The 23,733-nt window shown below is 69.2% G+C and carries 25 protein-coding genes; 13 read left to right on the forward strand and 12 right to left on the reverse strand.

Annotated elements, in window-relative coordinates:
- Positions 1–64: 64 nt before the first annotated feature.
- The 5 genes from ACZ5M6_RS00305 to ACZ5M6_RS00325 form a co-directional block, all read right to left on the reverse strand.
- On the reverse strand, positions 65–814 hold the full coding sequence (locus ACZ5M6_RS00305; protein ID WP_464159177.1) for a proteasome-type protease: 750 nt from the start codon (positions 812–814) through the stop codon (positions 65–67).
- Positions 815–920: 106 nt separating this feature from the next.
- The gene (locus tag ACZ5M6_RS00310; protein WP_464159178.1) at positions 921–1,760 is read right to left on the reverse strand and encodes a transglutaminase family protein; all 840 of its coding nucleotides are present in this window, start codon (positions 1,758–1,760) and stop codon (positions 921–923) included.
- Between the two features lie 2 nt (positions 1,761–1,762).
- Entirely contained in the window at positions 1,763–2,701 is a 939-nt protein-coding gene (locus tag ACZ5M6_RS00315) for an alpha-E domain-containing protein (RefSeq protein ID WP_152948901.1), read from the reverse strand.
- A 136-nt stretch (positions 2,702–2,837) separates the two neighbouring features.
- Complete coding sequence (locus ACZ5M6_RS00320; protein ID WP_464159179.1) at positions 2,838–4,259, reverse strand: circularly permuted type 2 ATP-grasp protein; 1,422 nt, start codon at positions 4,257–4,259, stop codon at positions 2,838–2,840.
- Between the two features lie 255 nt (positions 4,260–4,514).
- Positions 4,515–5,720, reverse strand: a complete 1,206-nt coding sequence (locus tag ACZ5M6_RS00325) for an NAD(P)/FAD-dependent oxidoreductase (RefSeq protein ID WP_464159180.1) — start codon at positions 5,718–5,720, stop codon at positions 4,515–4,517.
- A gap of 202 nt (positions 5,721–5,922) precedes the next feature.
- On the opposite strand from ACZ5M6_RS00325, the gene ACZ5M6_RS00330 reads away from it, so the two are divergent.
- The 13 genes from ACZ5M6_RS00330 to ACZ5M6_RS00390 all read left to right on the forward strand — a co-directional run bounded on the left by ACZ5M6_RS00330 (position 5,923) and on the right by ACZ5M6_RS00390 (position 18,577).
- The gene (locus tag ACZ5M6_RS00330) at positions 5,923–6,213 is read left to right on the forward strand and encodes a YerC/YecD family TrpR-related protein (RefSeq protein WP_054763976.1); all 291 of its coding nucleotides are present in this window, start codon (positions 5,923–5,925) and stop codon (positions 6,211–6,213) included.
- A gap of 10 nt (positions 6,214–6,223) precedes the next feature.
- The gene (hisG, locus tag ACZ5M6_RS00335) at positions 6,224–7,105 is read left to right on the forward strand and encodes an ATP phosphoribosyltransferase (RefSeq protein WP_287396031.1); all 882 of its coding nucleotides are present in this window, start codon (positions 6,224–6,226) and stop codon (positions 7,103–7,105) included.
- The gene (gene hisD, locus ACZ5M6_RS00340; protein WP_464159181.1) at positions 7,105–8,424 is read left to right on the forward strand and encodes a histidinol dehydrogenase; all 1,320 of its coding nucleotides are present in this window, start codon (positions 7,105–7,107) and stop codon (positions 8,422–8,424) included. The genes hisG and hisD overlap by 1 nt, the downstream gene beginning before the upstream one ends.
- A gap of 184 nt (positions 8,425–8,608) precedes the next feature.
- Positions 8,609–10,033: an imidazoleglycerol-phosphate dehydratase HisB gene (gene hisB, locus ACZ5M6_RS00345; RefSeq protein ID WP_464159182.1), complete on the forward strand. Its 1,425-nt coding sequence runs from the start codon at positions 8,609–8,611 to the stop codon at positions 10,031–10,033.
- Between the two features lie 148 nt (positions 10,034–10,181).
- On the forward strand, positions 10,182–10,796 hold the full coding sequence (gene hisH, locus ACZ5M6_RS00350; RefSeq protein WP_464159183.1) for an imidazole glycerol phosphate synthase subunit HisH: 615 nt from the start codon (positions 10,182–10,184) through the stop codon (positions 10,794–10,796).
- On the forward strand, positions 10,790–11,524 hold the full coding sequence (gene hisA, locus ACZ5M6_RS00355) for a 1-(5-phosphoribosyl)-5-[(5-phosphoribosylamino)methylideneamino]imidazole-4-carboxamide isomerase (RefSeq protein ID WP_464159184.1): 735 nt from the start codon (positions 10,790–10,792) through the stop codon (positions 11,522–11,524). Before hisH ends, hisA begins: the two co-directional genes overlap by 7 nt.
- Complete coding sequence (gene hisF, locus ACZ5M6_RS00360) at positions 11,521–12,288, forward strand: imidazole glycerol phosphate synthase subunit HisF (RefSeq protein ID WP_464159185.1); 768 nt, start codon at positions 11,521–11,523, stop codon at positions 12,286–12,288. The genes hisA and hisF overlap by 4 nt, the downstream gene beginning before the upstream one ends.
- 172 nt (positions 12,289–12,460) lie before the next feature.
- On the forward strand, positions 12,461–13,093 hold the full coding sequence (hisIE, locus tag ACZ5M6_RS00365; RefSeq protein ID WP_336968695.1) for a bifunctional phosphoribosyl-AMP cyclohydrolase/phosphoribosyl-ATP diphosphatase HisIE: 633 nt from the start codon (positions 12,461–12,463) through the stop codon (positions 13,091–13,093).
- Positions 13,094–13,134: 41 nt separating this feature from the next.
- Positions 13,135–14,592 carry a glucose-6-phosphate dehydrogenase gene (gene zwf / locus ACZ5M6_RS00370; RefSeq protein ID WP_464159186.1) on the forward strand — a complete coding sequence of 486 codons (1,458 nt, stop codon included), beginning with the start codon at positions 13,135–13,137 and terminating at the stop codon, positions 14,590–14,592.
- The gene (gene pgl / locus ACZ5M6_RS00375; RefSeq protein WP_224761082.1) at positions 14,585–15,301 is read left to right on the forward strand and encodes a 6-phosphogluconolactonase; all 717 of its coding nucleotides are present in this window, start codon (positions 14,585–14,587) and stop codon (positions 15,299–15,301) included. Before zwf ends, pgl begins: the two co-directional genes overlap by 8 nt.
- A 1-nt stretch (position 15,302) precedes the next feature.
- Positions 15,303–17,192 (forward strand): phosphogluconate dehydratase, encoded by a 1,890-nt coding sequence (edd, locus tag ACZ5M6_RS00380; protein ID WP_464159187.1) that lies wholly within the window; start codon positions 15,303–15,305, stop codon positions 17,190–17,192.
- Between the two features lie 30 nt (positions 17,193–17,222).
- Entirely contained in the window at positions 17,223–18,194 is a 972-nt protein-coding gene (gene glk / locus ACZ5M6_RS00385; protein WP_464159188.1) for a glucokinase, read from the forward strand.
- 77 nt (positions 18,195–18,271) lie between these two features.
- Positions 18,272–18,577, forward strand: coding sequence for a hypothetical protein (locus ACZ5M6_RS00390; RefSeq protein ID WP_464159189.1), 306 nt, complete (start codon positions 18,272–18,274; stop codon positions 18,575–18,577).
- A gap of 242 nt (positions 18,578–18,819) precedes the next feature.
- Here the strand turns inward: ACZ5M6_RS00390 and ACZ5M6_RS00395 are convergent, their stop codons facing one another.
- The 7 genes from ACZ5M6_RS00395 to ACZ5M6_RS00425 form a co-directional block, all read right to left on the reverse strand.
- Complete coding sequence (locus tag ACZ5M6_RS00395; RefSeq protein WP_464159190.1) at positions 18,820–19,623, reverse strand: DUF1295 domain-containing protein; 804 nt, start codon at positions 19,621–19,623, stop codon at positions 18,820–18,822.
- 39 nt (positions 19,624–19,662) lie between these two features.
- Positions 19,663–20,244 carry a nucleotidyltransferase family protein gene (locus ACZ5M6_RS00400; protein WP_464159191.1) on the reverse strand — a complete coding sequence of 194 codons (582 nt, stop codon included), beginning with the start codon at positions 20,242–20,244 and terminating at the stop codon, positions 19,663–19,665.
- 470 nt (positions 20,245–20,714) lie between these two features.
- Positions 20,715–21,500, reverse strand: coding sequence for a bifunctional hydroxymethylpyrimidine kinase/phosphomethylpyrimidine kinase (thiD, locus tag ACZ5M6_RS00405; protein WP_333897382.1), 786 nt, complete (start codon positions 21,498–21,500; stop codon positions 20,715–20,717).
- A 53-nt stretch (positions 21,501–21,553) separates the two neighbouring features.
- Positions 21,554–21,895, reverse strand: coding sequence for a DMT family transporter (locus ACZ5M6_RS00410; protein ID WP_464159192.1), 342 nt, complete (start codon positions 21,893–21,895; stop codon positions 21,554–21,556).
- Positions 21,896–21,935: 40 nt separating this feature from the next.
- A complete protein-coding gene (gene folP, locus ACZ5M6_RS00415; RefSeq protein WP_464160136.1) occupies positions 21,936–22,724 on the reverse strand; it encodes a dihydropteroate synthase in 789 nt (262 codons plus the stop codon).
- A gap of 11 nt (positions 22,725–22,735) precedes the next feature.
- A complete protein-coding gene (locus ACZ5M6_RS00420) occupies positions 22,736–23,038 on the reverse strand; it encodes a winged helix-turn-helix domain-containing protein (RefSeq protein ID WP_054763993.1) in 303 nt (100 codons plus the stop codon).
- 3 nt (positions 23,039–23,041) lie between these two features.
- Positions 23,042–23,692 carry a hypothetical protein gene (locus tag ACZ5M6_RS00425; protein WP_333897385.1) on the reverse strand — a complete coding sequence of 217 codons (651 nt, stop codon included), beginning with the start codon at positions 23,690–23,692 and terminating at the stop codon, positions 23,042–23,044.
- Positions 23,693–23,733: the final 41 nt, after the last annotated feature.

Genomic DNA, 23,733 nt, shown 5'->3' on the forward strand with positions numbered 1-23,733 from the left:
GCGATGCGGTCGCAATAACCAGCTTCATCGGGTCGCACAAGAGCGATTGCGAGCGGGTCGCAACTTATTTCGGGACGACGCTGATCGTGCGAGACGGCGCCGTCTGCGCGCCCAGATCAAGCCAGGTGGGCGCCGGCATGGCCTGGTGCGCCGCAGCCAATGCCTCCGACCACCGCCGGCCCAGGTCGCGAAAATAGGGATCATCGGCCTCCAGCCGACGCTCCATCCCCGACAGACCGTCGCGGCGGATCACGATCAGATCCAGCGGCGGCCCCACGGCGATGTTGGAGCGGATGGTCGAGTCGAACGAGATCAGCCCCAGCTTCACCGCCTCCGACAGGGGGGTGTCCACATGAAGGGCCCGGTCCAGAATGGGCTTGCCGTATTTCAGCTCGCCGATCTGCAGATACGGCGTGTCGGCCCCGCATTCGATGAAATTGCCCTGGCCGTAGATCAGATACAGCCCCATCTTGCCGCCCGCGATCTGGCCGCCCAGCAGCATGGAGGCGTTGACGTTCAAGGCGTCGGCGGCCGGCGAGGCGGGCGTATTGATCGTCGCCCGGACCGTGGCCATCGCATGGCCCAGGATCTGGGCCGCTCGAAACAGGGTCGGCGCGGTCTCCAGCGTCTCCGGCCCGCTAGAATCCGGCAGCTTGACCCCTTCGGCCACCATGGCCAGGGCCGTCTGGGTCACCGACAGATTGCCCGCCGTCGCCACGGCCAGCACCCGCTCGCCCGGCTTTTCGAAGACGTGCAGCTTTCGATAGGACGAGATGTTGTCCACGCCCGCATTGGTGCGGGTGTCGGCGATCATCGCCAACCCCTCGTGCACCAACATGCCTACGCAATAGGTCACTGTCCCCTATCCGCTCCCCGTTCCGCGAATCCGCAGACGCTAACAGATTCCCGCGACATGACGATCAGGACCATCCCCGGCTCTGATGTTGTTGCCGGCCCTGTTGCACAGGCCGCACATGAAGGGCCACCGTCAGACTGCCGACCCCGCCGCCATAGCTGGTTCCCCGGATCGGCGTCGCCCCCAGCGAATCCAGGCCCACGGCGATGCGGACATAGTTCTCGGTCGGACAAATGCCGTTGGCCGCGTCGAACCCGACCCAGCCCAGGTCCTCGATCCAGGCCTCGGCCCAGGCGTGGGCGGCGTCCTGGTCGTGCCGGCCGTCCGACCGGTTCAGATGGCCCGAGACATAACGGGCCGGCACGCCCAGGGTCCGGGCGCAGACGATGAAGATCTGGGCGTGATCCTGGCAGACCCCGCGACCGATGGCGAAGGCCTCGGACGCCGTATGGGTGGCGGAGGTCGCCCCGACCTCGAAAGCCACGCCGGCGTGGATGGCCCCCATCAGACGGTGCATCCGCTCCAGGGCCGCGCCCTCGGGCACGGACCGGGCGAAGTCGATCAGGGCCGCATCGGCCTGGGTCAGCCGGGTGTCGCGCAGATAGACGCCCGGCTGCAGCCGCTCGTTCTGCCCCCGGATCACCCCGCCGGTGTCCACGGTCGAGACCTCGCCCGTCACCCGGATGGTCAGGGCGTCGGTCGGCCGCTCGGTATAGAGGCTGTGCACGATATTGCCGAAGGCGTCGTCGCTGCGGCGCAGCCGGGCGTCGACGTCGGTCTCGATCCGCCATTCCCGCACCTGCTGGGCCTCGCAGGACCGGGGCGTCAGCCGCAGCATCTGGACGATGAACCGCGCGGGCCGGGCGTAGGCGTAGCGGGTGGAGTGGTCGATCCGGATCCGCATGGTCAGACCAGATACTGTTCGTGGATGGCGGCGCCCAGGGCGTTGTTCTCGTTCAGAAAGCCCTGGATGTATTCATGCAGGCCCGACTGGAAGATGTCCTCGATCCGGGCCTCGTTGAACTGGGTCAGCCGGTTCGACGCCAGCCGCTGAGCCGGGCCGCGCCGGCCATAGTCGGCGGCCAGCTTCTCCAGATAGCTGACGATCATCCCCTGGCAGCTGGCCAGGGACCGCGGCATCTGCCGGTTCAGCACCAGGAGGTCCGCCACCAGCCAGGGCCGCACCGACTCCCGATAGACCCACCGATAGGCGGTCAGGGCTGAGACCTCGCGCAACAGGGTGGTCCACTGGAAATAGTCCAGCTGTCCGCCCACCCGTTCGCCTGGCGGCAGCAGCAGGTGATATTTCACGTCCAGCAGGCGGGCGGTGTTGTCGGCCCGCTCGATTGCCATGCCCAGCCGCAGGAACCAGTAGGCGTCGTTCCTGAGCATCGTCCGCGACGAGGCCCCCTCCACCGCCAGGGACGTCGATTTCACGAAGTCCAGGAAGTTGGTGAAGTCGTCGCGCCGGGTCGGCTCGCCCAGTTCGTTCAGCCCGTTCCAGGCGCCGTTGATCGCCTCCCACAGTTCGATGGTCAGGGCGGTCCGCACCGAGCGGGCGTTGGTCCGCGCCCGGGTGATACAGGCCTTGATCGAGGTCGTATTGTCGGCTCCGAAGGCCAGATATTCGCGGACGGACTTCTCCGACACGGTGCGGCCGGTGGCGTCGAAGGCCGACTTCACCCCCGACGAGGCGATGGCCCCGGCCCAGGCGGTGACGGTCGCCTGATCCTTGGCCGGCAGGGCCGCCAGGCGGATCGCCGCCTCCAGAATGCGCGCGAGAAAGTCGGCCCGCTCCATATAGCGGCCGGTCCAGTAGAGACTGTCAGCAGTGCGAGAGAGCATCTATTCCTCCCCCATTGGGGGAGGGGGACCGCCCGAAGGGTGGTGGAGGGGGCCAAACGCAAACAGGGTGTCCGGGGCAAGCCCCCTCCACCGCTTCGCGGTCCCCCTCCCCCGACGGGGGAGGATCTTCGTCCGATCAAACATCCAGCACCCAGGTGTCCTTGGTTCCGCCGCCCTGGCTGGAGTTGACCACCAGCGACCCCTCCTTCAGCGCGACCCGCGTCAGCCCGCCCGGCGCGACCCGCACCCCCGCCGGGCTGGACAGGACGAAGGGCCGAAGATCGACGTGGCGCGGCGACAGGGCGCCGCCCGCCAGGGTCGGGGCCGTCGACAGGCTCAGCGTCGGCTGGGCGATGAAGTCGTCGGGATCGGCGATCAGCTTGGCGCGGAAGGCCTCGATCTCGGCCTGGGTCGAGGTGGGCCCCACCAGCATGCCGTAGCCGCCCGATCCGCCGACCTCCTTGACCACCAGTTCCGGCAGCTTCTCCAGCACCTCCTTCAGCGCCTCCGGCTCGCGGCAGCGCCAGGTCGGCACATTCTTCAATATGGCGTCCTCGCCGGTGAAGAAGCGGATGATCTCGGGCATGTAGGTATAGACGGCCTTGTCGTCGGCCACCCCGGTCCCGACCGCATTGGCCAGGGTCACACGCCCGGCGAAATAGGCCGACATCAGCCCCGGCGCCCCAACCGCCGAATCCGGCATGAAGGTCAGGGGGTCGATGAAGTCGTCGTCGATGCGGCGATAGATGACGTCGACCCGCTTGGGCCCCTCGGTCGTGCGCATATAGACGGTGTCGTCATTGACGAAGAGATCCCCGCCCTCGACCAGTTCGACCCCCAGCTTGTCGGCCAGGAAGCTGTGCTCGTAATAGGCCGAGTTGAACGGCCCCGGCGTCAGAACCACGATGGTCGGATCCTCGCCCGCCCCCGACGGCGCCGATGCCTGCAAGGATCGCAGCAGCATGTCGGTATAGATTTCGACCGGCCGCACTGCATGTTCGGCGAACAGGTCGGGGAACAGCCGCATCATCATCTCGCGGTTCTCCAGCATATAGGAGACCCCGGACGGGGTGCGGACATTGTCCTCCAGCACGTAAAAACCGTCCTCGCCCGTGCGGACCAGATCGACCCCGGCGATATGGCACCAGACGTCGCCCGGCGGACGCCGCCCCTGCATCTCGGGTCGATAATGCGGATTGGTCAGGATCAGGTCGGCGGGCACGATCCCGGCGCGGATACAGTCCTGCGGTCCGTAGATGTCCTTCAGAAAGGCGTTGATGGCGGTGACCCGCTGCTTCAGCCCCTTCTCCAGCCCGCCCCATTCGTCGGCGCCGATGATGCGCGGCACGACGTCGAACGGGATCAGCCGCTCGTTGGATTCCTCGTCGCCATAGACGGCGAAGGTCACCCCCATGCGGCGGAAGAACAGCTCCGCCTGGCGCGAGCGCGCCTGCAACAGGTCCGGCGGGGCGTTTTCCAGCCAGGCCGCCAGGGTCTTGTAGCTGTGGCGGATCGCGCCGGATCCGCCGCCGTTCATTTCGTCGAAAGCTCTCGTCATCCGCCCCCGCCGCGTTGAGATCACAGCTTGATCGCGACCCAACGAAAAGCGCAACAGTTTTGTTGCACTGCGGCGAAGCTTCAACAACCAGACCCTCCCCCGCCTGCGGGAGAGGTGGCCCGTCGATCGCGCAGCGATCCAGGGTCGGAGAGTGAAGTTCTGCTCAAAGCAAGAAGACTTCCCCCATCGCCAGGCGTCTCGCTTCGCGCCACGGCCTGACACTTCCCCCGCAAGCGGTGGAAGGTCGGGTGAAAATCACACCCCCACCGCCTTCATCGAAACCGAGACGTCCGCCAGCTTCGCCACATCCACCGGCGTCGCCTTTCCGATCAACTGCTTGCCTGCCATGAACTCCGGCGGGGCGTTGACCGCCTCGACGCAGACCACCCGGTCGCCGTTCAGGTGGAAGACCGCAAATCCGCCCGCCGACGGATCGCCCCGCACCACCTGACGGTCCGCATCGAACGGCAGGCCGGCGATCTGAAGCTTGAAGTCGTACTGATCGGACCAGAACCACGGCACCTCCGGCGCCGGCCCCGGCCGCCCGACGATGGCCGCCGCCGCCTGTTTGGCCTGTTCCAGCGCGTTGGGCACGCTCTCCAGCCGGTGCGAGACCCCGCCGTGCACGGGAATCGGCCGGCGCGTCATGTCGCCGACGGCGAAGATGGCCGGATCGCTGGTCCGCGCCTGATCGTCCACCACCACCCCATCGTCGCAGCGCAGGCCCGCCGACCGCGCCAGGCTTTCGCAGGCCAGCGCCCCGACCCCGACCAGTACCGCATCCGCCTGCACCGTCGACCCGTCGGCCAGGGTCACGCCGTCATGGGCGACCGCGACCACCTCGGCGCCCGTGATGATCTCCACCCCCCGCGCCCGGTGCTGGGCGGTGAAGAAGGCCGACAGGGTCTCCGACGCCACCCGCGCCAGCACGCGCGGCGCCCGTTCGATCACCACCGCCTCGGCGCCCAGGGCCCGGGCCGAGGCCGCCGCCTCCAGCCCCACATAGCCGCCGCCGACCACCGCCAGCCGTTTGCCCGGCCCCAGGACGGCCTTCAGCCGCTCGGCGTCCTTCAGCGTCCTCAGCTCCAGCAGGTCGGGATGGTCCCCGCCCGGAACCGGCAGTTTGCGCGCCGTCGATCCCGTCGCCAGCACCAAGACGTCATAGGTTTCGCTCGACCCGTCGTGGAAGGCGACCGTCTTGGCCTCCGGGTCCACCGACACGGCGACAGTCGAGGGTCGGAAGTCGATGTTCTGCTCGGCGTAAAAGCTCAGCGGCCGCAGCAGCAGCGCCTCAAGATCCGCCTCCCCCTTCAGCCAGGCCTTGGACAGGGGCGGCCGCTGATACGGCGGCGCATCCTCCTCGCCGACCAGCACGATGGGGCCTTCATGCCCATACTGCCGCAGAAAGGCCGCGACGGAGCCGCCGGCGTGGCCGGCGCCGATGATCAGGATCTTGGTCATGGGGGTGATTTAGAGTGGCGAGTGGCGAGTGGCGAGTGGCGAGATAAACGCCCCCGCTTTCAACCGTCGTCCTCGGGGCTGACGAAACCTGGCTGGACCGCACAAGGCGCCGTCTTAAAACTCGCCACTCGCCACTCGCCACTCGCCACTCGCCACTAAACGCCCCTTGACCGTTCCACTGTTACAGCATAGTGGAACGCGCATGACGACCCCGCCCGCCCGCGACGCCCTCTACGACGCCCTGCTGTCGATGCAGACGCGCGCCGAGATGGACGCCTTTCTGGCCGACCTGTGCACCCCGGCGGAACTGCGCGCCTTCGCCGAGCGCTGGCAGGTGGCGCGCCTGTTGGACGCCGGCGGCAAATCCTATCGCGAGATCGCGGTCGAGGCCCACGCCAGCCCCACCACCGTCGTCCGCGTCGCCCGTTACCTCAAAGACATGCCGCACCAGGGCTACCGCCTCGCCCTGGACCGCCTGAAGACCCCGAACTGAGTATCCGAACATGAGCACTGTCCAGGGCCGGCTTCGCATCGCCGTCCAGAAATCCGGCCGTCTGGCCGACCGCAGCCTCGACCTGATCCGCGACGCGGGTCTGAAATGGGTCAAGGGCCACAATGATCTGCTCTACCGGGTCGAGAACTATCCGATCGACCTGCTGCGCGTCCGCGACGACGACATTCCCACCTTCGTCGCCGACGGCGTCTGCGACTTAGGGATCGTCGGCGAGAATGTGCTGGAGGAGGGCCGCAACGGCGGTCCCAATGCGTCGGTCGTCATGCCCCTGGGCTTCGGCCGCTGCACCCTGAAGATCGCCACGCCCCCGACCCTGGCCTATGAAGGCCCGGCCTCGCTGGAGGGCCTGCGGATCGCCACCTCCTATCCCAAGATCCTGCGCCGCTTCCTGGACGAGCGGGGGGTCAAGGCCGACATCGTCGTCATGCGCGGCGCCGTCGAGGTCGCGCCCCGGCTGAAACTGGCCGCCGCCATCTGCGACCTGGTCTCGACCGGCGCGACGCTGGAGGCCAACGGCCTGGGCGCCAAGGATACGGTGCTGGAAAGCCAGGCCGTGCTGATTCAGTCGCCGACCGCGCCCGAGCCCAGCCTCAAGCCCCTGCTGGACAGCATCATCGAGCGCATGGCCGGCGTCGTGTCGTCCCAGGGCGCCAAATACGTCATGCTGAACGCCCCGCGCGCGGCGCTGGATGAGATCACCGCCATCCTGCCCGGCGCCGGCTCGCCCACCGTCATGCCCCTGTCGGGCCGCGACGACGCGGTCGCCGTCCACGCCGTCTGCCAGGAGGCCGTCTTCTGGGAGACGCTGGAGAAGCTGAAGGCGGCCGGCGCCTCGGCCATACTGGTCCTGCCCATCGAGAAGATGATGTGATGACCCCGGCCTTCAAACGTATCGACTGGTCTTCCCTCGACGCCGCCGGCAAGACGGCGGCCCTCGCCCGCCCGGCCCAGCGCACCGCCGGCGACGTCACCGAGGTGGTCCGCACCATTCTGGACGACGTGCGCGCGCGCGGCGGCGCGGCCGTCACCGACTGGTGCCTGAAGCTGGACAAGGCCCCGCCCCGCCGGATCGCCATCACGCCCGAGGCCGTCGCCGAAGCCCGCAACGCCCTGCCGCCCGCCGACGTCCGCGCCCTGCGGATGGCGGCCGACAATATCCGCGTCTTCCACCAGGCGACGCGGCCGGAGGACACCGACTTTATCGAGACCACGCCCGGCGTCCGCTCCAAACTGGCCTGGCGTCCGATCGCCTCGGCCGGTCTCTACATCCCCGGCGGCACCGCCCCCCTCTTCTCCTCGCTTCTGATGCTGGCCATTCCGGCCGGCGTCGCGGGCGTGGGCCGGCGCGTCGCTGTGACCCCGCCGGACAAGTCCGGCGGGGTCCACCCCGCCATGATCCTGGCCGCCGCCGAGGCGGAGCTGGACGCCCTCTGGCTGATGGGCGGCGCCCAGGCCATCGCCGCCCTGACCTTCGGCGTCGAACTGGAGGACGGGGTCATCCCCGCCTGCGACAAGCTATTCGGCCCCGGCAACGCCTATGTGGCCGAGGCCAAGAAACAGGCGTCTGCTCTTCCGGGCGGCCCCGCCGTCGACATGCCCGCCGGCCCGTCCGAGCTGATGGTCGTCGTCGACCGCGACGCTGCGCCCGAGATCGCCGCCGCCGACCTGCTCAGCCAGGCCGAGCACGACGCCGACGCGCAAGTTCTCCTGGTCTCCACCAGCCGCGCCACCATCGACTATATTCTGACCGAGGTTGAGGCCCAGGTGGCGACCCTGCCGCGCGAGGCCGTCGCCCGCGCCTCGCTGAACGAGGCCCGCGCCGTCCTGGTGCGCGACCTCGACGCCGCCTGCGAGGTGATCAACCTCTACGGCCCCGAACACCTGGCGCTTCAGGTGGACGATCCCGAGGCCCTGCTCCCCGCCGTCAAGGCCGCCGGCGCCGTCTTCGTCGGCCGGTTCGCGGCCGAGACCCTGGGCGACTACGCCGCCGGCCCCAGCCACGTCCTGCCGACCGACGGCGGCGCCCGCACCCTGGGCGGCGTCACCACGTCCAGCTTCATGACCACCATGTCGGTCCAGCTGGTCACCCAGGCCGGCGCCCGCGCCCTGGCCCCCATCGCCGCCCGCCTGGCCCGGATGGAGGGCCTCGAAGCCCACGCCCGCGCGGCGGATCTGAGGAGCGAGGGATGAGGGCCGCCTTTAAAGACCCTCTCCCGCTTGCGGGAGAGGTGGCCCGTCGTGCGCGCAGCGAACCAGGGTCGGAGAGGGGCGTTTCGCCAAGTCGCAGAACTCCCCCCATCGTCAGGCGTGTCGCTTCGCGCCACGACCTGACACTTCCCCCGCAAGCGGGGGAAGATCATAGCGGAGCCGCCCTATGACCCTGCCCGCCCCCTATCCCCCGCTGGTCTCCGGCGGCGAGGGCCTGGACCGCTATCCCGGCGACGCCCTGGCCTTGGCCGCCCGTATGGCCGCGATCTACGCCGTGCCCGCCGGCCAGATCCTGCCGGTGCGCGGCCTGACCCACGGGCTGGAACTGGCCTACCGCCTCGCCGCCCGCGACGGCGGTTCGGTCGAGGCGCCCAGGGCCGAACCCTATGAGCGTCTCGCCGCCATCTATCCGGCCAGGGGCGAACCGACTGTGGTCGTCATCCGCGCCCTGGGCTCGCCCGAGGCCGTGGCCGAAATGGCCGCCCGCCTCGCCCCCGCCCTCCTGGTGGTGGACGAGGGCCTGATCGAGTTTTCCGACAGCGTCTCGGCCGTCACGGTCGTGGCCGACCAGCCCAATCTGGTCGTGCTGCGCAGCCTGTCTCTGGCCTATGGCTTAGCCGGCGCCCGCGTCGGCGCGGCGGTCGCGCAAGGCCCGACCCTGGCCCGCCTCGCCTCGGTGCTGGAGCCCTACGCCCTGCCCGAGCCCCTGGTGCGGCTGGCGCTTCAGGCCCTGGATCCGTCGCGAATGATCGAGACCGCCGAGCGGATCGCCTTGGTCCGGCGCGAGCGCGAGCGGCTGGCCCGCGAACTGGGCCGCGATCTGACGATCGAGCCCGGCGTCGGCCCCATTCTGATGGCCCGGCCGCAAGACCCCGCCGCCGCCCTGGCCGCCCTGAAGACCTATGGAATCGAGGCCGACCTGTCCGGCGACCGGCTGCGCCTGCCCGTCTCGATCAAGCCCGAGGTCAACGACCGGCTGCTGGCCGCCTTCGGCCTGACGCCCGCCAAGCGCCGTCCGGCCCGCGTCGGCCAGGCCGTGCGCGATACGAAAGAGACCCGCATCGTCTGCGCCGTCGACCTGGACGCCCCCGGCCCGATCAGGATCGAGACCGGCGTCGGCTTCTTCGACCATATGCTGGAGCAGATCGCGGCCCACGGCGGCTTCTCCCTGCGCCTCCAGTGCGAGGGCGACCTGCACACCGACCCCCACCACACGATCGAGGACAGCGCCATCGCCCTGGGCCAGGCGCTGAAACAGGCGTTGGGCGAGCGTAAGGGCATCGCCCGCTACGGCTTCGTCCTGCCGATGGACGAGGCCAATGCGACGGTCTCCATCGACCTGTCCGGCCGGCCCTATCCGCTGTTCGAAGGCACGTTCGACACCCCCTTCATCGGCGACTACCGCACCGACCTGACCGCCCACGTCTTCCGCTCGCTGGCCGAGGCCATGGGCGCCGCCGTCCACATCAAGGTCACGGGCCAGGACGACCACCACAAGACCGAGGCCGTCTATAAAGCCTTCGGCCGGGCGCTGCGCCAGGCCGTCCGGGTCGAGGGCGATGCGGTGCCGTCGACGAAGGGGGTGTTGTGATGAAATCCTCCCCCCTTGGGGGAGGGGGACCGCGAAGCGGTGGAGGGGGCCGGCCCGCGCGCCGGCGCCTCACGTTCCACACCTCGAGCGTCCTCGCCCCCTCCACCACGCTACGCGCGGTCCCCCTCCCCCAACGGGGGAGGATCAAATGACCGAGGTCGCCGTCATCGCCTACGGCGCCGGCAACGTCGCCTCGGTCCAGTTCGCCCTGGAACGTCTCGGCGCCACTGTGCGCCTGACCGACGATCCCGCCGTGATCACAGACGCCGAACGGGTCATCCTGCCCGGCGTCGGGGCGGCCGGTTACGCCATGAGCCGCCTGTCGGAGCTGGGCCTGGTCGAACCGATCCGCGCCTTCCCCCGTCCCCTGCTGGGCGTCTGCCTGGGCCAGCAGCTTCTGTTCGAAACCAGCCAGGAGGGCGAAGGCGTCGATCTGCTGGGCTTCATCCCCGGCGCCGTGTCCCGGTTGGAGCCGGCGGGCGCCCTGCCCGTGCCGCATATGGGCTGGAGCCGGCTGAGGCGCCACCGAGACGACCCGCTGCTGGAAGGGATCGCAGACGGCGCCTACGCCTATTTCGTCCACGGCTATGTCTGTCCCGACGGCCCCGCCACCCTGGCCCGCGCCGACTACGGCGGCCCCGTGCCCGCCATAGTCCGCACCGCCAACCGCTGGGGCTGCCAGTTCCACCCCGAACGCTCGGCCGAGGCCGGGGCGACGATTCTCAGGAACTTCCTGAGCCTGCCCGAGAATCCATCATGCTGATCTACCCCGCCATCGACCTGAAGGACGGCGCCTGCGTGCGCCTGATGCACGGCAAGTTCGACCAGGTGACGCAATATGACGAACAGCCCGCCGCCCGCCTCAGCGCCTTCGCGGCCGAGGGCGCCGAGTGGATTCATATCGTCGATCTGGACGGGGCCGAGGCGGGCGAGGCGCGCCAGCACGCCCTGATCGGCGAACTGGCCCAGGCCCTCGAAATCAAGATCCAGTCCGGCGGCGGCGTCCGCGGCGCCAATGATGTGGCCAAGCTGCTGGAGGCCGGGGTCTCCCGCGTCGTCGTCGGCTCCCTGGCGGTGACCCGACCCAACGACGTCGCCGCCTGGCTCAAGGGTTTCGGCCCCGAACGCATCACCCTGGCCCTGGACGTCAAGATCGAGGACGGCGTGCCCGTCCCCGCCCTGAAGGGCTGGACCCAGTCTTCCGAAACGACCCTGTGGGAGGCGCTGGATTGGTATCCCAAGGGTACGGCCAAACACCTGCTGGTCACCGACGTCGGCCGCGACGGCGCCCTGACCGGACCCAATCTGGAGCTGCTGGCCGAAATCCGCCGTCGCCGCCCCGATCTGGTGCTTCAGGCGTCCGGCGGCATCTCGTCTCTGGACGATCTCGTCGCGGTCAAGGCCCTGGGCTGCAACGGCGCCATCGTCGGCCGCGCCCTGTACGAGAACCGCTTCACCTTGCCGCAAGCCATAGCGACGGCCACGGCATGACGGCGCGCCGTATCGTCCCCTGCCTGGACGTCAAGGACGGCCGGGTGGTCAAGGGGGTCAAGTTCGTCGGCCATACCGACATGGGCGACGCCGCCGAACTGGCCGCCCGCTACCGCGACGCGGGCGCCGACGAACTGGTCTTCTACGACATCACCGCCAGCCCCGAGGGCCGGACCCTGGACTACGGCTGGATCAAGGACATCGCCCGGCTGCTGGACATCCCCTTCTGCGTCGCCGGCGGCATCCGCAGCGTCGATCAGGCCGCCCGCTGCCTGGACCACGGCGCGGACAAGGTCTCGATCAACTCTCCCGCCCTGGAACGCCCCGAACTGATCGCCGAAATGGCCGCACGGCTGGGCAGCCAGTGCGTCGTCGTCGGCGTCGACAGTCGACTGGAAGACGGCGAATGGGTGGTCCACAAATACACCGGCGACCCCGACGCGCGCCGCCGCGCGGGCAAGCGCACCCTGGACTGGCTGGACGAGGCCCAGAGCCTGGGCGCCGGCGAGATCGTGCTGAACTGCATCGACCAGGACGGGGTTCGACGCGGCTACGACATCGAACAGCTGTCCGCCGCCCGCGCGCGCCTGACCATCCCCCTGATCGCCTCGGGCGGCGCCGGCGCGCCCGAACATTTCCGCGACGTCTTCAATCAGGCCGACGTCTCCGGCGCCCTGGCCGCCAGCGTCTTCCACACCGGCGCCATCGCCATCCCGGACCTGAAGGCCTATCTGGCGGGCGAAGGCCTGGAGATGAGATTGTGACCCGATCCCCGCAATCCTCCCCCCTTGGGGGAGGGGGACCGCGAAGCGGTGGAGGGGGCCCGCCCGCGCGCCGCCGCTCGACGCCCAACACCCCGCACGCCCTTACCCCCTCCACCACCCTTCGGGCGGTCCCCCTCCCCCAGAGGGGGAGGATTTTTGAGGAGATCACCCCATGATCGACCCCGCTGCCATCGACTTCGAAAAAGGAAACGGCCTGGTCCCCGTGGTGGTCCAGGACGCCGCCACGCTCCAGGTCCTGACCCTGGCCTATATGGATCGCGCCGCCCTGGACGAGACGATCCAGTCGGGTGAGGCCACCTTCTTCTCCCGCTCGCGCGGCGGGCGCTGGAGAAAGGGCGAGACCTCGGGCGACCGGCTGCGGGTCGTCTCCATCACCCCCGACTGCGACGGCGACGCCCTGGTCCTGGCGGTCGATCCGGTCGGAAACGCCTGCCACCTGAACCGCACCAGCTGTTTCGGCGCCGCCGACGCGCCGGGTCTCGGCCGCATCGCCCGGCTGGAACAGACTATCGCCGAGCGGGCCGCCGCTGATCCGTCCGAAAGCTGGACCGCCAAACTGGTCGCCCAAGGCCCCAAACGCATCGCCCAGAAGGTCGGCGAAGAGGGGGTGGAGACCGCCCTGGCGGGCGTCGCCGGCCCGGATGAGGAACTCGCCGGCGAGGCGGCGGATTTGATCTATCACCTGCTGGTTCTTCTCCATGTCCGTAACATGGTGTTTCAGGACGTGCTGGACGTGTTGGCCTCGCGGGCGGAAGCGGGCAAAGGCCCAAAGACTAGGCCGTAAAGGCGTTCGTCCCGACAAATGGGATATTCGAGGGAATTTCGATGGCGGCTCTCATTCTGTTCGGCGGCGGCGGCGATCTGGCGATGCGGATGCTGTTGCCTTCGCTCTACTTCCTGGAACACGACGGACTCCTGCCCGACGGCCTGAAGATCATCGGCGCCGCCCGCTCCGATGAGACGGCTGAGGACTATGTCGCCAAGGTCCATGAGGCGGTGAAGGCTCGCGCCGAACAGGATCAGGCCTGGGACGACCATTCCTGGACCCGGATGAAGGCCCGGCTCGACTATCTGGCGGTGGACGCCACCTCGGCCGACAGCCTGAAGCCGCTGAAGGACAAGGTCGGCGACGGCGAGGTCACCTCCTTCCTGGCCGTTTCCCCCTCGCTTTACGGCCGCATTGTCACGGCGATGAAGGCGGCGGGACTGGCCGAGCGCAACTGCCGCATCGTGCTGGAAAAGCCGGTCGGGCGCGACCTGAAGTCCTTCCTCGAGATCGACGACGCCGTGGCCCACGCCTTCCGCGAGGACCAGGTGTTCCGCATCGACCACTATCTGGGCAAGGAGACGGTCCAGAATCTGACGGCCCTGCGGTTCGGCAACACCATCTTCGAGCCCCTGTGGAACAATCTGACGATCGACCACGTCCAGATCACCATCGGCGAGACGGTGGGGGTCGGCGACCGCTGGCCCTACTATGACGAGTACGGCGCATTGCGCGACATGCTCCAGAACCACATGCTCCAGCTGCTGTGCCTGGTCGCCATGGAGCCGCCCAGCGACCTGGACCCGGAGTCCCTGCGTAACGAAAAGGTCAAGGTGCTGCGCAGCCTGCGCCCCATCACCCACGAGGAGGCCGAACGCGTCACCGTGCGCGGCCAGTATGTGGCGGGCGTGTCCGAGGGCAGGCCGGCCAAGGGCTATATCGAGGAGCGCGGCGCCCCGTCCGACACCGAGACCTTCGTCGCCATCCGGGCCGACATCGACAACTGGCGCTGGGCGGGCGTGCCCTTCTTCATGCGCACCGGCAAGCGCCTGCCCGAGAAGCGCACCGAAATCGTCATCCAGTTCAAGCCCGTGCCCCACTCCATCTTCGACGATGAAGAGGGCGAGGCGCTGGCCAACCGCATGATCATCGAGCTTCAGCCCGAGGAGGACATCTCCCTGACGGTGATGAACAAGCGGCCCGGCCTGGACAAGCGGATGCAGCTCCAGCCCATCACCATGAGCCTGTCCTGGGGCGTGGACGGCAAGTCCGCCGCCCCCCCGCGCCGCCGCATCGCCTATGAGCGGCTGCTGCTGGACGCCATGGCGGGCGACTCCACCCTGTTCGTCCGCCGCGACGAGGCCGAACAGGCGTGGAAATGGGTCGATGAGGTCGCCGAGGCCTGGGCTGAATCCGGCCATAAGCCCGACGAATACGTCGCCGGAACCTGGGGCCCCGACAGCGCCGACATGCTGATGATCCGCACCGGCCGCGACTGGAACACGACCGATGTCTGAGACGCCTGTGATCGAAACCTTCCCCACCGTCGACGCCTGGGCCGAGGCCATCGCCGCCCGCCTGGCCGAGACCCTGGGCGCCGCCGTCCGCGACAAGGACTCCGCCGTCTTCGCCGGCCCCGGCGGGACCACCCCCGCCCCCGTCTATCGCCGCCTCGCTGCGATCGACCTGGACTGGGCCAGGATCGCCGTCACCCTGGTGGACGAACGCTACGTCCCCGAGACCTCGCCTGAGTCCAACGCCCGGCTGATCCGCGACGTCCTGTTGCAGGACAAGGCGGCCGCCGCCCGCTTCATCCCCCTCTATACGCCTGAGGTCACGGTCGACCGGGCCGCCATCGTCGCCGCCCACGCCCTGGCCGATGCGGGCGGGCGTTTCGACGCGGTCCTTCTCGGCATGGGGGAGGATGGCCATATCTGCTCCATGTTCCCTGACAGCCCCACCTTGAAGACGCTTCTGACCCCGACGCTGAAGCCGACGGTGCTGGGCGTGCCCCACGGCCGCGACGGCGCCGCGCCGACGATCGAGCGCCTGTCGATCAACCTGCCCTATCTGATGTCCGCCGGCCGGGTGATCCTGGGCCTGAAGGGCGCCGCCAAACGCCGGGTCTTTGAAGAGCAGGCCAAGGGCGATCCCAAGATCCAGCCCATCGCCGCCCTGATCGCGGCGAACGTTCCCCTTGAAGTTCTGTGGACGGAGGAAGGCTGATATGGCGCTTCATCCCACTGTCGCCGCGGTCACCGACCGCATCATCGAGAAGAGCCGCGCGACCCGCGCCGACTATCTGCGCCGCATGGACGCCGCCCGCGATTCCGGCGCCGGCCGCGCCAAGCTCTCCTGCGCCAACTGGGCCCACGCCTTCGCCGGCCAGACCATAGCCGACAAGTTGACGGCGATGGACGGGTCCAAGCCCAACCTGGGCATCGTCACCGCCTATAACGACATGCTGTCGGCCCACCAGCCGTTCGAGCGCTTCCCCGGCGTGGTCCGCGAAGCGGTGCGTCAGGTCGGCGCCACGGCCCAGGTCGCCGGCGGCACCCCCGCCATGTGCGACGGCGTCACCCAGGGGCGCCCCGGCATGGAGCTGTCCCTGTTCAGCCGCGACGTCATCGCCATGTCCGCCGGCGTGGCCCTGACGCATGACGCCTTCGACGCCGCCCTGATGCTGGGCGTCTGCGACAAGATCGTGCCCGGCCTGTTCATGGGCGCCCTGGCCTTCGGCCATCTGCCGGTCGTCTTCGCCCCCGCCGGCCCCATGCCGTCCGGCATTCCGAATGCGGAGAAAGCCCGCGTCCGCGCCGAATACGCCCAGAACAAGGTCGATCGTCAGACCCTGCTGGAAAGCGAGATCGGCTCCTACCACTCGCCCGGCACCTGCACCTTCTACGGCACGGCCAACTCCAACCAGATGATGATGGAACTGGGGGGCTTGCACATGCCCTCCACCGCCTTCGTCCATCCCGACACCGGCCTGCGCGACGCCCTGACGGCCGCCGCCGCCAAGCGCGCGGTCGAACTGGCCCGCAGCGGCGAGGGCCGCATGGCCGACGTCATCGACGAAAAATCCATCGTCAACATGATCGTGGCCCTGTTGGCCACCGGCGGTTCGACCAATCACGCCATCCACCTGGTCGCCATGGCGCGGGCGGCGGGGGTTCTGATCGACTGGACCGACATGGACGAGCTGTCGTCCGTCACCCCCCTGCTGGCGCGGGTCTATCCGAACGGTTCGGCCGATGTGAACGCCTTCCAGGCCGCCGGCGGCGTCGCCTTCGTCGCCCGCGAACTGGCCGAGCACGGCCATATCCACACCGACGTCACGACCATCATGGGTCGCGGCATCGAGGCCTATTTCCAGGAACCGTCGATGGTGGACGGCCAGCTGGTCTGGCGCGACGGGGTCAAGGAAAGCCTCGATCTCGACATCCTGCGTCCCGCCTCCGACCCCTTCGACAAGGAGGGGGGCTTGCGCCTGGTCCAGGGCGACCTGGGCCGCGCGGTCATCAAGGTCTCGGCGGTCAAGCCCGAGAACCGCATCGTCGAGGCCCCCGCCGCCGTCTTCGAAACCCAGGAAGACGCGCTCCAGGCCTTCAAGGACGGCAAACTGTTCCGCGACGTGGTCGTGGTCCTGCGCTTTCAGGGCCCCAAGGCCAACGGCATGCCCGAACTGCACAGCCTGTCGCCGGCCCTGTCGGTCATTCAGGACAAGGGGTTCAAGGTCGCCTTCGTCACCGACGGCCGCATGTCGGGCGCCAGCGGCAAGACCCCGGCCGCCATTCACGTCAGCCCTGAGGCCTTGGCCGGCGGCCCCCTGGCACATGTGAAGGACGGGGACGTCATCCGTCTGGACGCCGAGGCCGGGGTTCTGACCACCGTCGGGGTCGACGGCCTGACCGACCGGCCCGCCGCCGCCCGCTCCGCCGTCCACGCCGAGGGCTCGGCCTGGGGCTACGGCCGTGAGCTGTTCGGCGCCTTCCGCCATGTGGTCACCACGGCGGAAGAGGGGGCGACCGTCTGCTTCGCCTTCCCCAGCGGCGCCCAATCGCATACGGACACCCCGCCCGATCCCAACTTCGTCGACCGGACCGTCGACGCCTGATCCGACGCACCGACTGCAGGAAACGACCCTATGACTGACAAGACCCTCCTCGTCGGAGACGTCGGCGGCACCAACGCCCGTTTCGCCGTCGCTCGCATGATCGACGGCAAGCCCGTGCTGGACCACCACGAGAGCTTCCCGGCCGAAACCTATCCGACCTTCCTGGAAGGGGTGGCCGCCTTCATCGAGGGCTGCGAGGTCAAGCCGACCGGCGGCGTCATCGCCGTGGCCGGCCCCGTCACCGACGGCGCCATCGACCTGACCAACTCCCCCTGGCAGGTGTCGGAAAGCGAGCTGTCCACCCTGGGTCTTTCGCCGGTCAAGCTGATCAACGACTTCGAGGCCCTGGCCTGGGGCGCCCCCATCGTGCCGGAAGACCAGCTGGAAAGCCTGGGCGGCCCCGTCGACGGCGATCCTCATTCGACCGTGGCCGTCCTGGGCCCCGGCACCGGCTTCGGCGTCTCGGCCCTGGTCCGCGACGCCCACGGCAAGGAGATGGCCATGCCGTCCGAAGGCGGCCACGCCTGTTTCCCCCCCGGCGATCCGGTCGAGGACGAGATCCTGCGCATCCTGCGCCGCCGCTATGACCGCGTCTCGATCGAGCGTCTGATCTGCGGCCCCGGCCTTCTGAACATGCACCGGGCCCTGGCCGAGATCGACGGGCGCGAGACCCATATCGACGACCCGGCCCAGATCACCCAGACCGCCCTGGCCGACCCCAACAGCCCCTGCGGCGCCACCCTGGCCCGTTTCTGCGCCATATTGGGCGCGGTCGCCGGCGACATCGCCCTAACCACGGGCGCGCGCGGCGGCGTCTATATCGCCGGCGGCATCGTCCCGCGCATCCTGCCCTTCATCAAGGCCAGCCCCTTCCGCCAGCGGTTCGAACGCAAGGGCCGGTTCAAGGACTATATGTCCGAGATCCCGACCAAGGTGATCATGCACAAACACGCCGCCCTCCTGGGCGCCGCCCGCGTCGCCTTCGCCGAAGCCGAGGGCTGAAACCCGCAAATCTCACGGCGGCGTGAACTGAACCGCCGCCGTGACGTTTCCCTGCCTCCACAATGGAAGGAAACGTCATGAAAAAGATCGCTGTCGCCGCCGCCTCCCTGTTCGTCCTGTCGGGCGTCGCCGCCTGCGGTGAAAGCGCCGCCGACAAGGCCGCCGAAAACCGCGCCGACGCCGTCGAGGCCCAGGGCGAAGCCCGCGCCGACCAGCTGGAAGCCCAGGCCGACGCCGCCCCGACCGACGCTCAGAAGGACGCCCTGAACCGCCAAGCCGACCAGGTCGAGGACAACGCGGACCGCCGCGCCGACCAGATCGAACAGCACGGCGGCAACGCCGACGGCGGCATGACCACCAACAACACCCCGACCACCAACTAAGACGCCGTCGCGCCTCGGTTCAAAGCCCCCGTCGTTCGCGGCGGGGGCTTTTTCGCGCCTCGTCCCGACACGCCGTCCGTCATCCCATACATAGTCGTCATCCTCGGGCTTGACCCGTACTCGTCATCCTCGGGCTTGACCCGAGGATCGGGTGCGGAACGGTCCGTGCGTCTCAAGTTCGCACGAGCGGCGGAGGCTCCGATCCTCGGGTCAAGCCCGAGGATGACGGGGAGAAGCGGACCTCACCCCTTCTTCGGCGGCCACGGCACGAAGGCGCTGGTCCGCTTCACATAGTCCGCATAGCCCGGCCGCGACCTGTTGATCGCCTTCTCCGTAATCCCGATCCCCGACCACCGCGTCAGGGTGAAGGTCAGGAAGATCGGCCCGGCGATCGACCACAGGCCCACGCCCGTCTCGGCCGCGATCAGCCACAGCCCCCACCAGACGCAGGCGTCGCCGAAATAGTTCGGATGGCGCGTATAGCGCCACAGGCCGGTGTCCAGCACCCGCCCCTTGTTGGCCGGGTCGCTTCTGAAGGCCGCCAGCTGGGCGTCGCCCGTGCTTTCGATGACGATCCCCGCCAGCGCCAGCCCTGCTCCGATCAGGGCGAGCCCCCCCGCCGCCGGCGCGTCGGCGACCTGGCCTAGCTGCACCGGCAGGGCCGTCAGCCAGGCCAGAAAGGCCTGGGGCAGAAAGACGAACAGCAGGGCCGTCTTGGCGAAGGACCAGCCCTTGTTCCGTTCCTGATCCTCGACGATCTGCACATAGCGGCCGTCGGCCCCGCTGGCCCGCCAACGCCCGAACAGATGCAGCCCCAGCCGCAGCGCCCAGACCGCGCAGATCATGACCAGCAGGGTCTTGCGCGTCGGATCGCCGTCGGTCCGCGGCAGGGTGACCAGGGCCAGCAGCAACATGCCCAGGGGCCAGACCGCATCGACGAAACTGACGTCCTTCAGCCTCAGCGCCACGCCCCACAGCCCCAGCATCACGGCGACGATCAGGACCAGGTTCTGGGCCAGGAGGATGAGGACGTCGGTCAGGGTCATACGGCCGATACGTGTCGCCGCGCGCCCTGGATGCGCGCCCTAGACGGATTCAACCACCGTCAACTCCGGCCAACGTCCACGCGCACTCTCGATGGTCCTGGCCCAGCCCTTGGCGACCGGCCGGTTCGGATTCGGCCGCACGACCATGGCGAACACATCCTCCAGCCCGAACGGCGCCGCCACGGTGATCGCGTCGTCCGCCTCCAGCCGCACCCCGACGGCGAAGGTCGGGGCCACGAACCGGCCCAGGGCTTCGTCGGTCGAGCCGAGCGGTTCATAGGGTTCGCCAAACCGGTTTTCGAACCACAGATGCACCCGCGCCTGGTTGCGCACCTCCACCTGGCTGCGGAAGGGCTCGTCAAAGGCGGCGGCGACCCGTTTGATCACCCCGTCCTCGGCCTCGTAGGACAGGTCCGATCCGTCGAAATAGGCCAGGTCGTAATCCTTGATCCCATACCCCGCCGGCCGCCCCGTCCTGGCGTTCCACACCGCCTGATAGACGGCGCCCGACACCAGCCGCCAGTCGGGCAGGCCCAGCGCCCGCACCGTCCGCAAGACGTGCATCAGGCCGGGATCGGCGCGGACGATGTCGATCAGCTTCAGGCTCAGGGGGTCGTTCATCCGCCTCCCTTACCCTTACCGTCCGTCCTGCGGGAGAGGCCGTCCGCCTTCATCCCCAGATGCGCGCCCCCCCGCACGTCCCGTCATCCTGGGGCTTGTCCCCAGGATCCAGAGCCCGGCGCCAAAGACGGCGCACTCTGCGGAAACACCGGGCGTCTGGATCCTCGCCACAAGGGCGAGGATGACGAACGCAATGGAAGCCTGCCTCGCAACGGCGGACCGTCACACGCGCGACTGTCGAGGCGAGCCCGAAAAGGTTCAAAGGCTTAGGGCTTCACCCATCAAAACAGCCGGCGCCCTTCCGCGCGGCCCTATACTGGCGTTCCGGTCTTTGACATCGCAACGCGCGCAGAACGTGGCCCCGCCGGACAGTCCGATCGGAGCCCGCCCATTTTCTCTGTGAAATCAATGGCCGTCGGACAGATCGGACACATCGGACACCTTTTTTCCGTGTCCGACGGACTGCCGCCTCAGCCCCGCACCGGCCAGCCGTGATCCAGCGGCCCGTGTCCGCCGCCGAGACCCGGCGCCCGCCGGATCGCCTCGCCGACATAGGCCCAGGCTTCGGCGACCGCGACCTCCAGCGGCCGCCCCAGGGCCAGACCCGCCGCGCACGCACTGGCCAGGGTGCAGCCGGTGCCGTGGGTGTGGCGGGTGTCGATCCGCTCGGCCTCCAGCACCGTCTCCCCATCGGCCGTCATCAAGAGGTCGATCACCGTCGGCCCGTCCACATGGCCGCCCTTCATCAGCACGGCCTTGGCGCCCAGTTTCAGCAGGGCCTCGCCCGCCCGCCTCTGGCCGTCGATGTCGCGCACCTCAAGCCCGGTCAGGGCCTCGGCCTCGGGTGCATTGGGGGTCAGAAGGGCCGCGCGCGGGATCATCAGGCGCCGAACCGCCTCCACCGCCGCATCAGGCAACAGGGGATGGCCGCCCTTGGCCACCATGACCGGATCGACCACGGCCGGCGCCTTGGCCTCGTCCAGCAGGGCCGCAACCGTCTCCACCACCTCGACCGAGCCCAGCATGCCGGTCTTGACCGCGTCGGTCCCGATGTCCTCCAGCACCGCCCGCGCCTGGGCCGTGATGACTTCCAGCGGCAGAGGATGGACGCCGTGAACCCCCAGGGTGTTCTGCACGGTGATCGCCGTGATCGCCGTGGCGGCGAACCCGCCCATCATCGTCACCGCCTTGATGTCGGCCTGAACGCCCGCGCCCCCGCCGCTGTCCGACCCCGCCAGGATCAGGACCCGTCCCATTCTTCTTTCGCTACCGCCGCCCGCGCGGCGGGCGTCTGCTTGAGCGAGGCTCATCAGTGCGCCCCCGAGAACAGCTTTAAGCCCACGATGCCTGCTATGATCAGCAGGATGCACACCGCCCGCACCGCCGTCGCCGGCTCGCCATAGACGACGATCCCGACCAGGGCCGCGCCCACCGCCCCGATCCCGGTCCAGACCGCATAGGCCGTGCCGATCGGCAGCCTCTGGGTCGCCACCCACAGCAGGATCATGCTGGCCGCCAGGGCGATCAGCACCCCCAGCGAGGTCAGCGGCCTTTGCAGGCTGACGGACTTCAGGCCGGACGCCCACAGCACTTCCAGCAGACCGGCGACGACCAGCGTCGCCCACGGATTGATCGACATCACCCAGGACATGGGGACCAGATGGCCCAGGCCGTCGCCGGGGGCAAGCGTGTCACTCCGCCGCCGCCACCGCCGCCTGCAGCCTCAGCGCCTGAACCGTCTCGCGCACGTCATGGACCCGCACCATCCGCGCCCCGCGCCGCGCCCCCTCCAGGGCCAGGGCCAGCGAGCCGCCCAGCCGGTCGGTCGCCTCCACCGCCGTCGGATCGACGGCCTGGATCGTCCGCTTGCGGCTGGCGGCGTAAAGCACCGGAAAGCCCAGGGCGACCAGCTCGCCCAGCCGCGCCGTCAGGGCCATGTTGTGCGCCGGGGTCTTGCCGAAGCCGATGCCCGGGTCCAGCCAGATCCGCGCGCGCGCCACCCCCGCCGCCGTCGCCGCCTCGGCCCGGCCCAGCAGATAGGCCCGCACCTCGGCGACCACGTCCTCATAGTGGGGATCGGCCTGCATGGTCCGGGGTTCGCCCCTCATGTGCATCAGCACCACCTCGCACCCCAGCTCGGCCGCGACGGCTGCGCTGTCCGGCGCATGGCCCAGGGCGGTCACGTCGTTCCACATCGTCGCCCCGGCGGCGACGGCGGCCCGAGCCACGGCCGGCTTCATCGTATCGACGCTGATCGGGCCGCCCCAGCGGGCGCGAACGGCCTCGATCACCGGAACGACCCGGTCGATCTCCTCGGCCTCGCTGACCGGCTCGGCGCCCGGCCGGGTGCTCTCGCCCCCGACGTCCAGCACCTCGGCCCCCTGCTCGACCAGCCGCATCGCCTGGCCCGCCGCCGCCTCGGTCGACGCCCAGCGCCCCCCGTCCGAGAAGCTGTCGGGCGTGACATTGACGATGCCCATGACCTTGACCGTCACGCCTTCCTCCCGATCAGTCCGCCCAGAGCCTCCAGATAGGCGTCGAAGGCCTTGCGCCCTTCAAGCGTGATCGCCGCCCGCGTCAGGGGCTTGTTGTTCACGAAGCTCTTGGAGATGGCGACATAGCCCGCCTCCTCCAGCTTCTTCAGATGCACCGACAGATTGCCCTGGGTCGCCTCCAGCACCGTCTTTAGCTCGGTGAAGTCGGCGGCCTCGACGTCGGCCAGATAGACCATGATCCCCAGCCGCATCCGGCCGTGGATGACCTCGTCGATTCGCCCCAGGTCGTTCAGCCCCATGGGTCAGACGGCGTCCGCAGCGGGGCGGGCCTTCAAGGCTTCGCGGGTGATGATCCAGCCCGGCCCGGCGAACAGCAGGAACAGAGCCGCCGTCGCGACGAGCAGATAGGCCAGGGGCTCGCGGACCAACAGCCCCAGGGCCACCGCCGTCGCCCATCCCCCGATCGACGCCGCCAGCATCCAGCCCTTCTTCTTCAGCGTCCAGGCCACATACCAGGCGGCCGACTGGAGCGCGAAGATCATCGCCGGATAATAGAGCCAGACGGCGAAGTCCTGGTCTCGCGCCGAGCCGAAGCCGAAGACGATGACGATGGCCAGATTGGCCATGCCCGCCCCGCTGAAGGCGGCGTTCAGGGTGCGGGTGACGACGGGGCTGGCCTTGGGCCGCTTGCGGTCCTCCCGGATGGCCCAGGCCATCACCAGCAGGAAGGCGACGGTCACGCCTGTGACGAAGGCCAGGCTGATCGGCCCGGACCAGCGGATCACCCCCGCCGCCTGTCCGAGGTGAACCAGGCACTGCAGCCCGTACAGCAGGCCGCCGGCCAGATAGAGGACGCCCATGGTCAAGGTGGCTCTCGGATCGCCCCCGCCCTGGACGATCGATCGAAGGAAGGCCAGGTCGGCCTCGGGCGAGCTGCGGGACGTGTCGTTCATCGATGATTCCTCTGCGGCTTGCGCGTCCTTCGGATGGACGC

It is taken from the genome of Brevundimonas sp. Br13, from assembly GCF_055391505.1.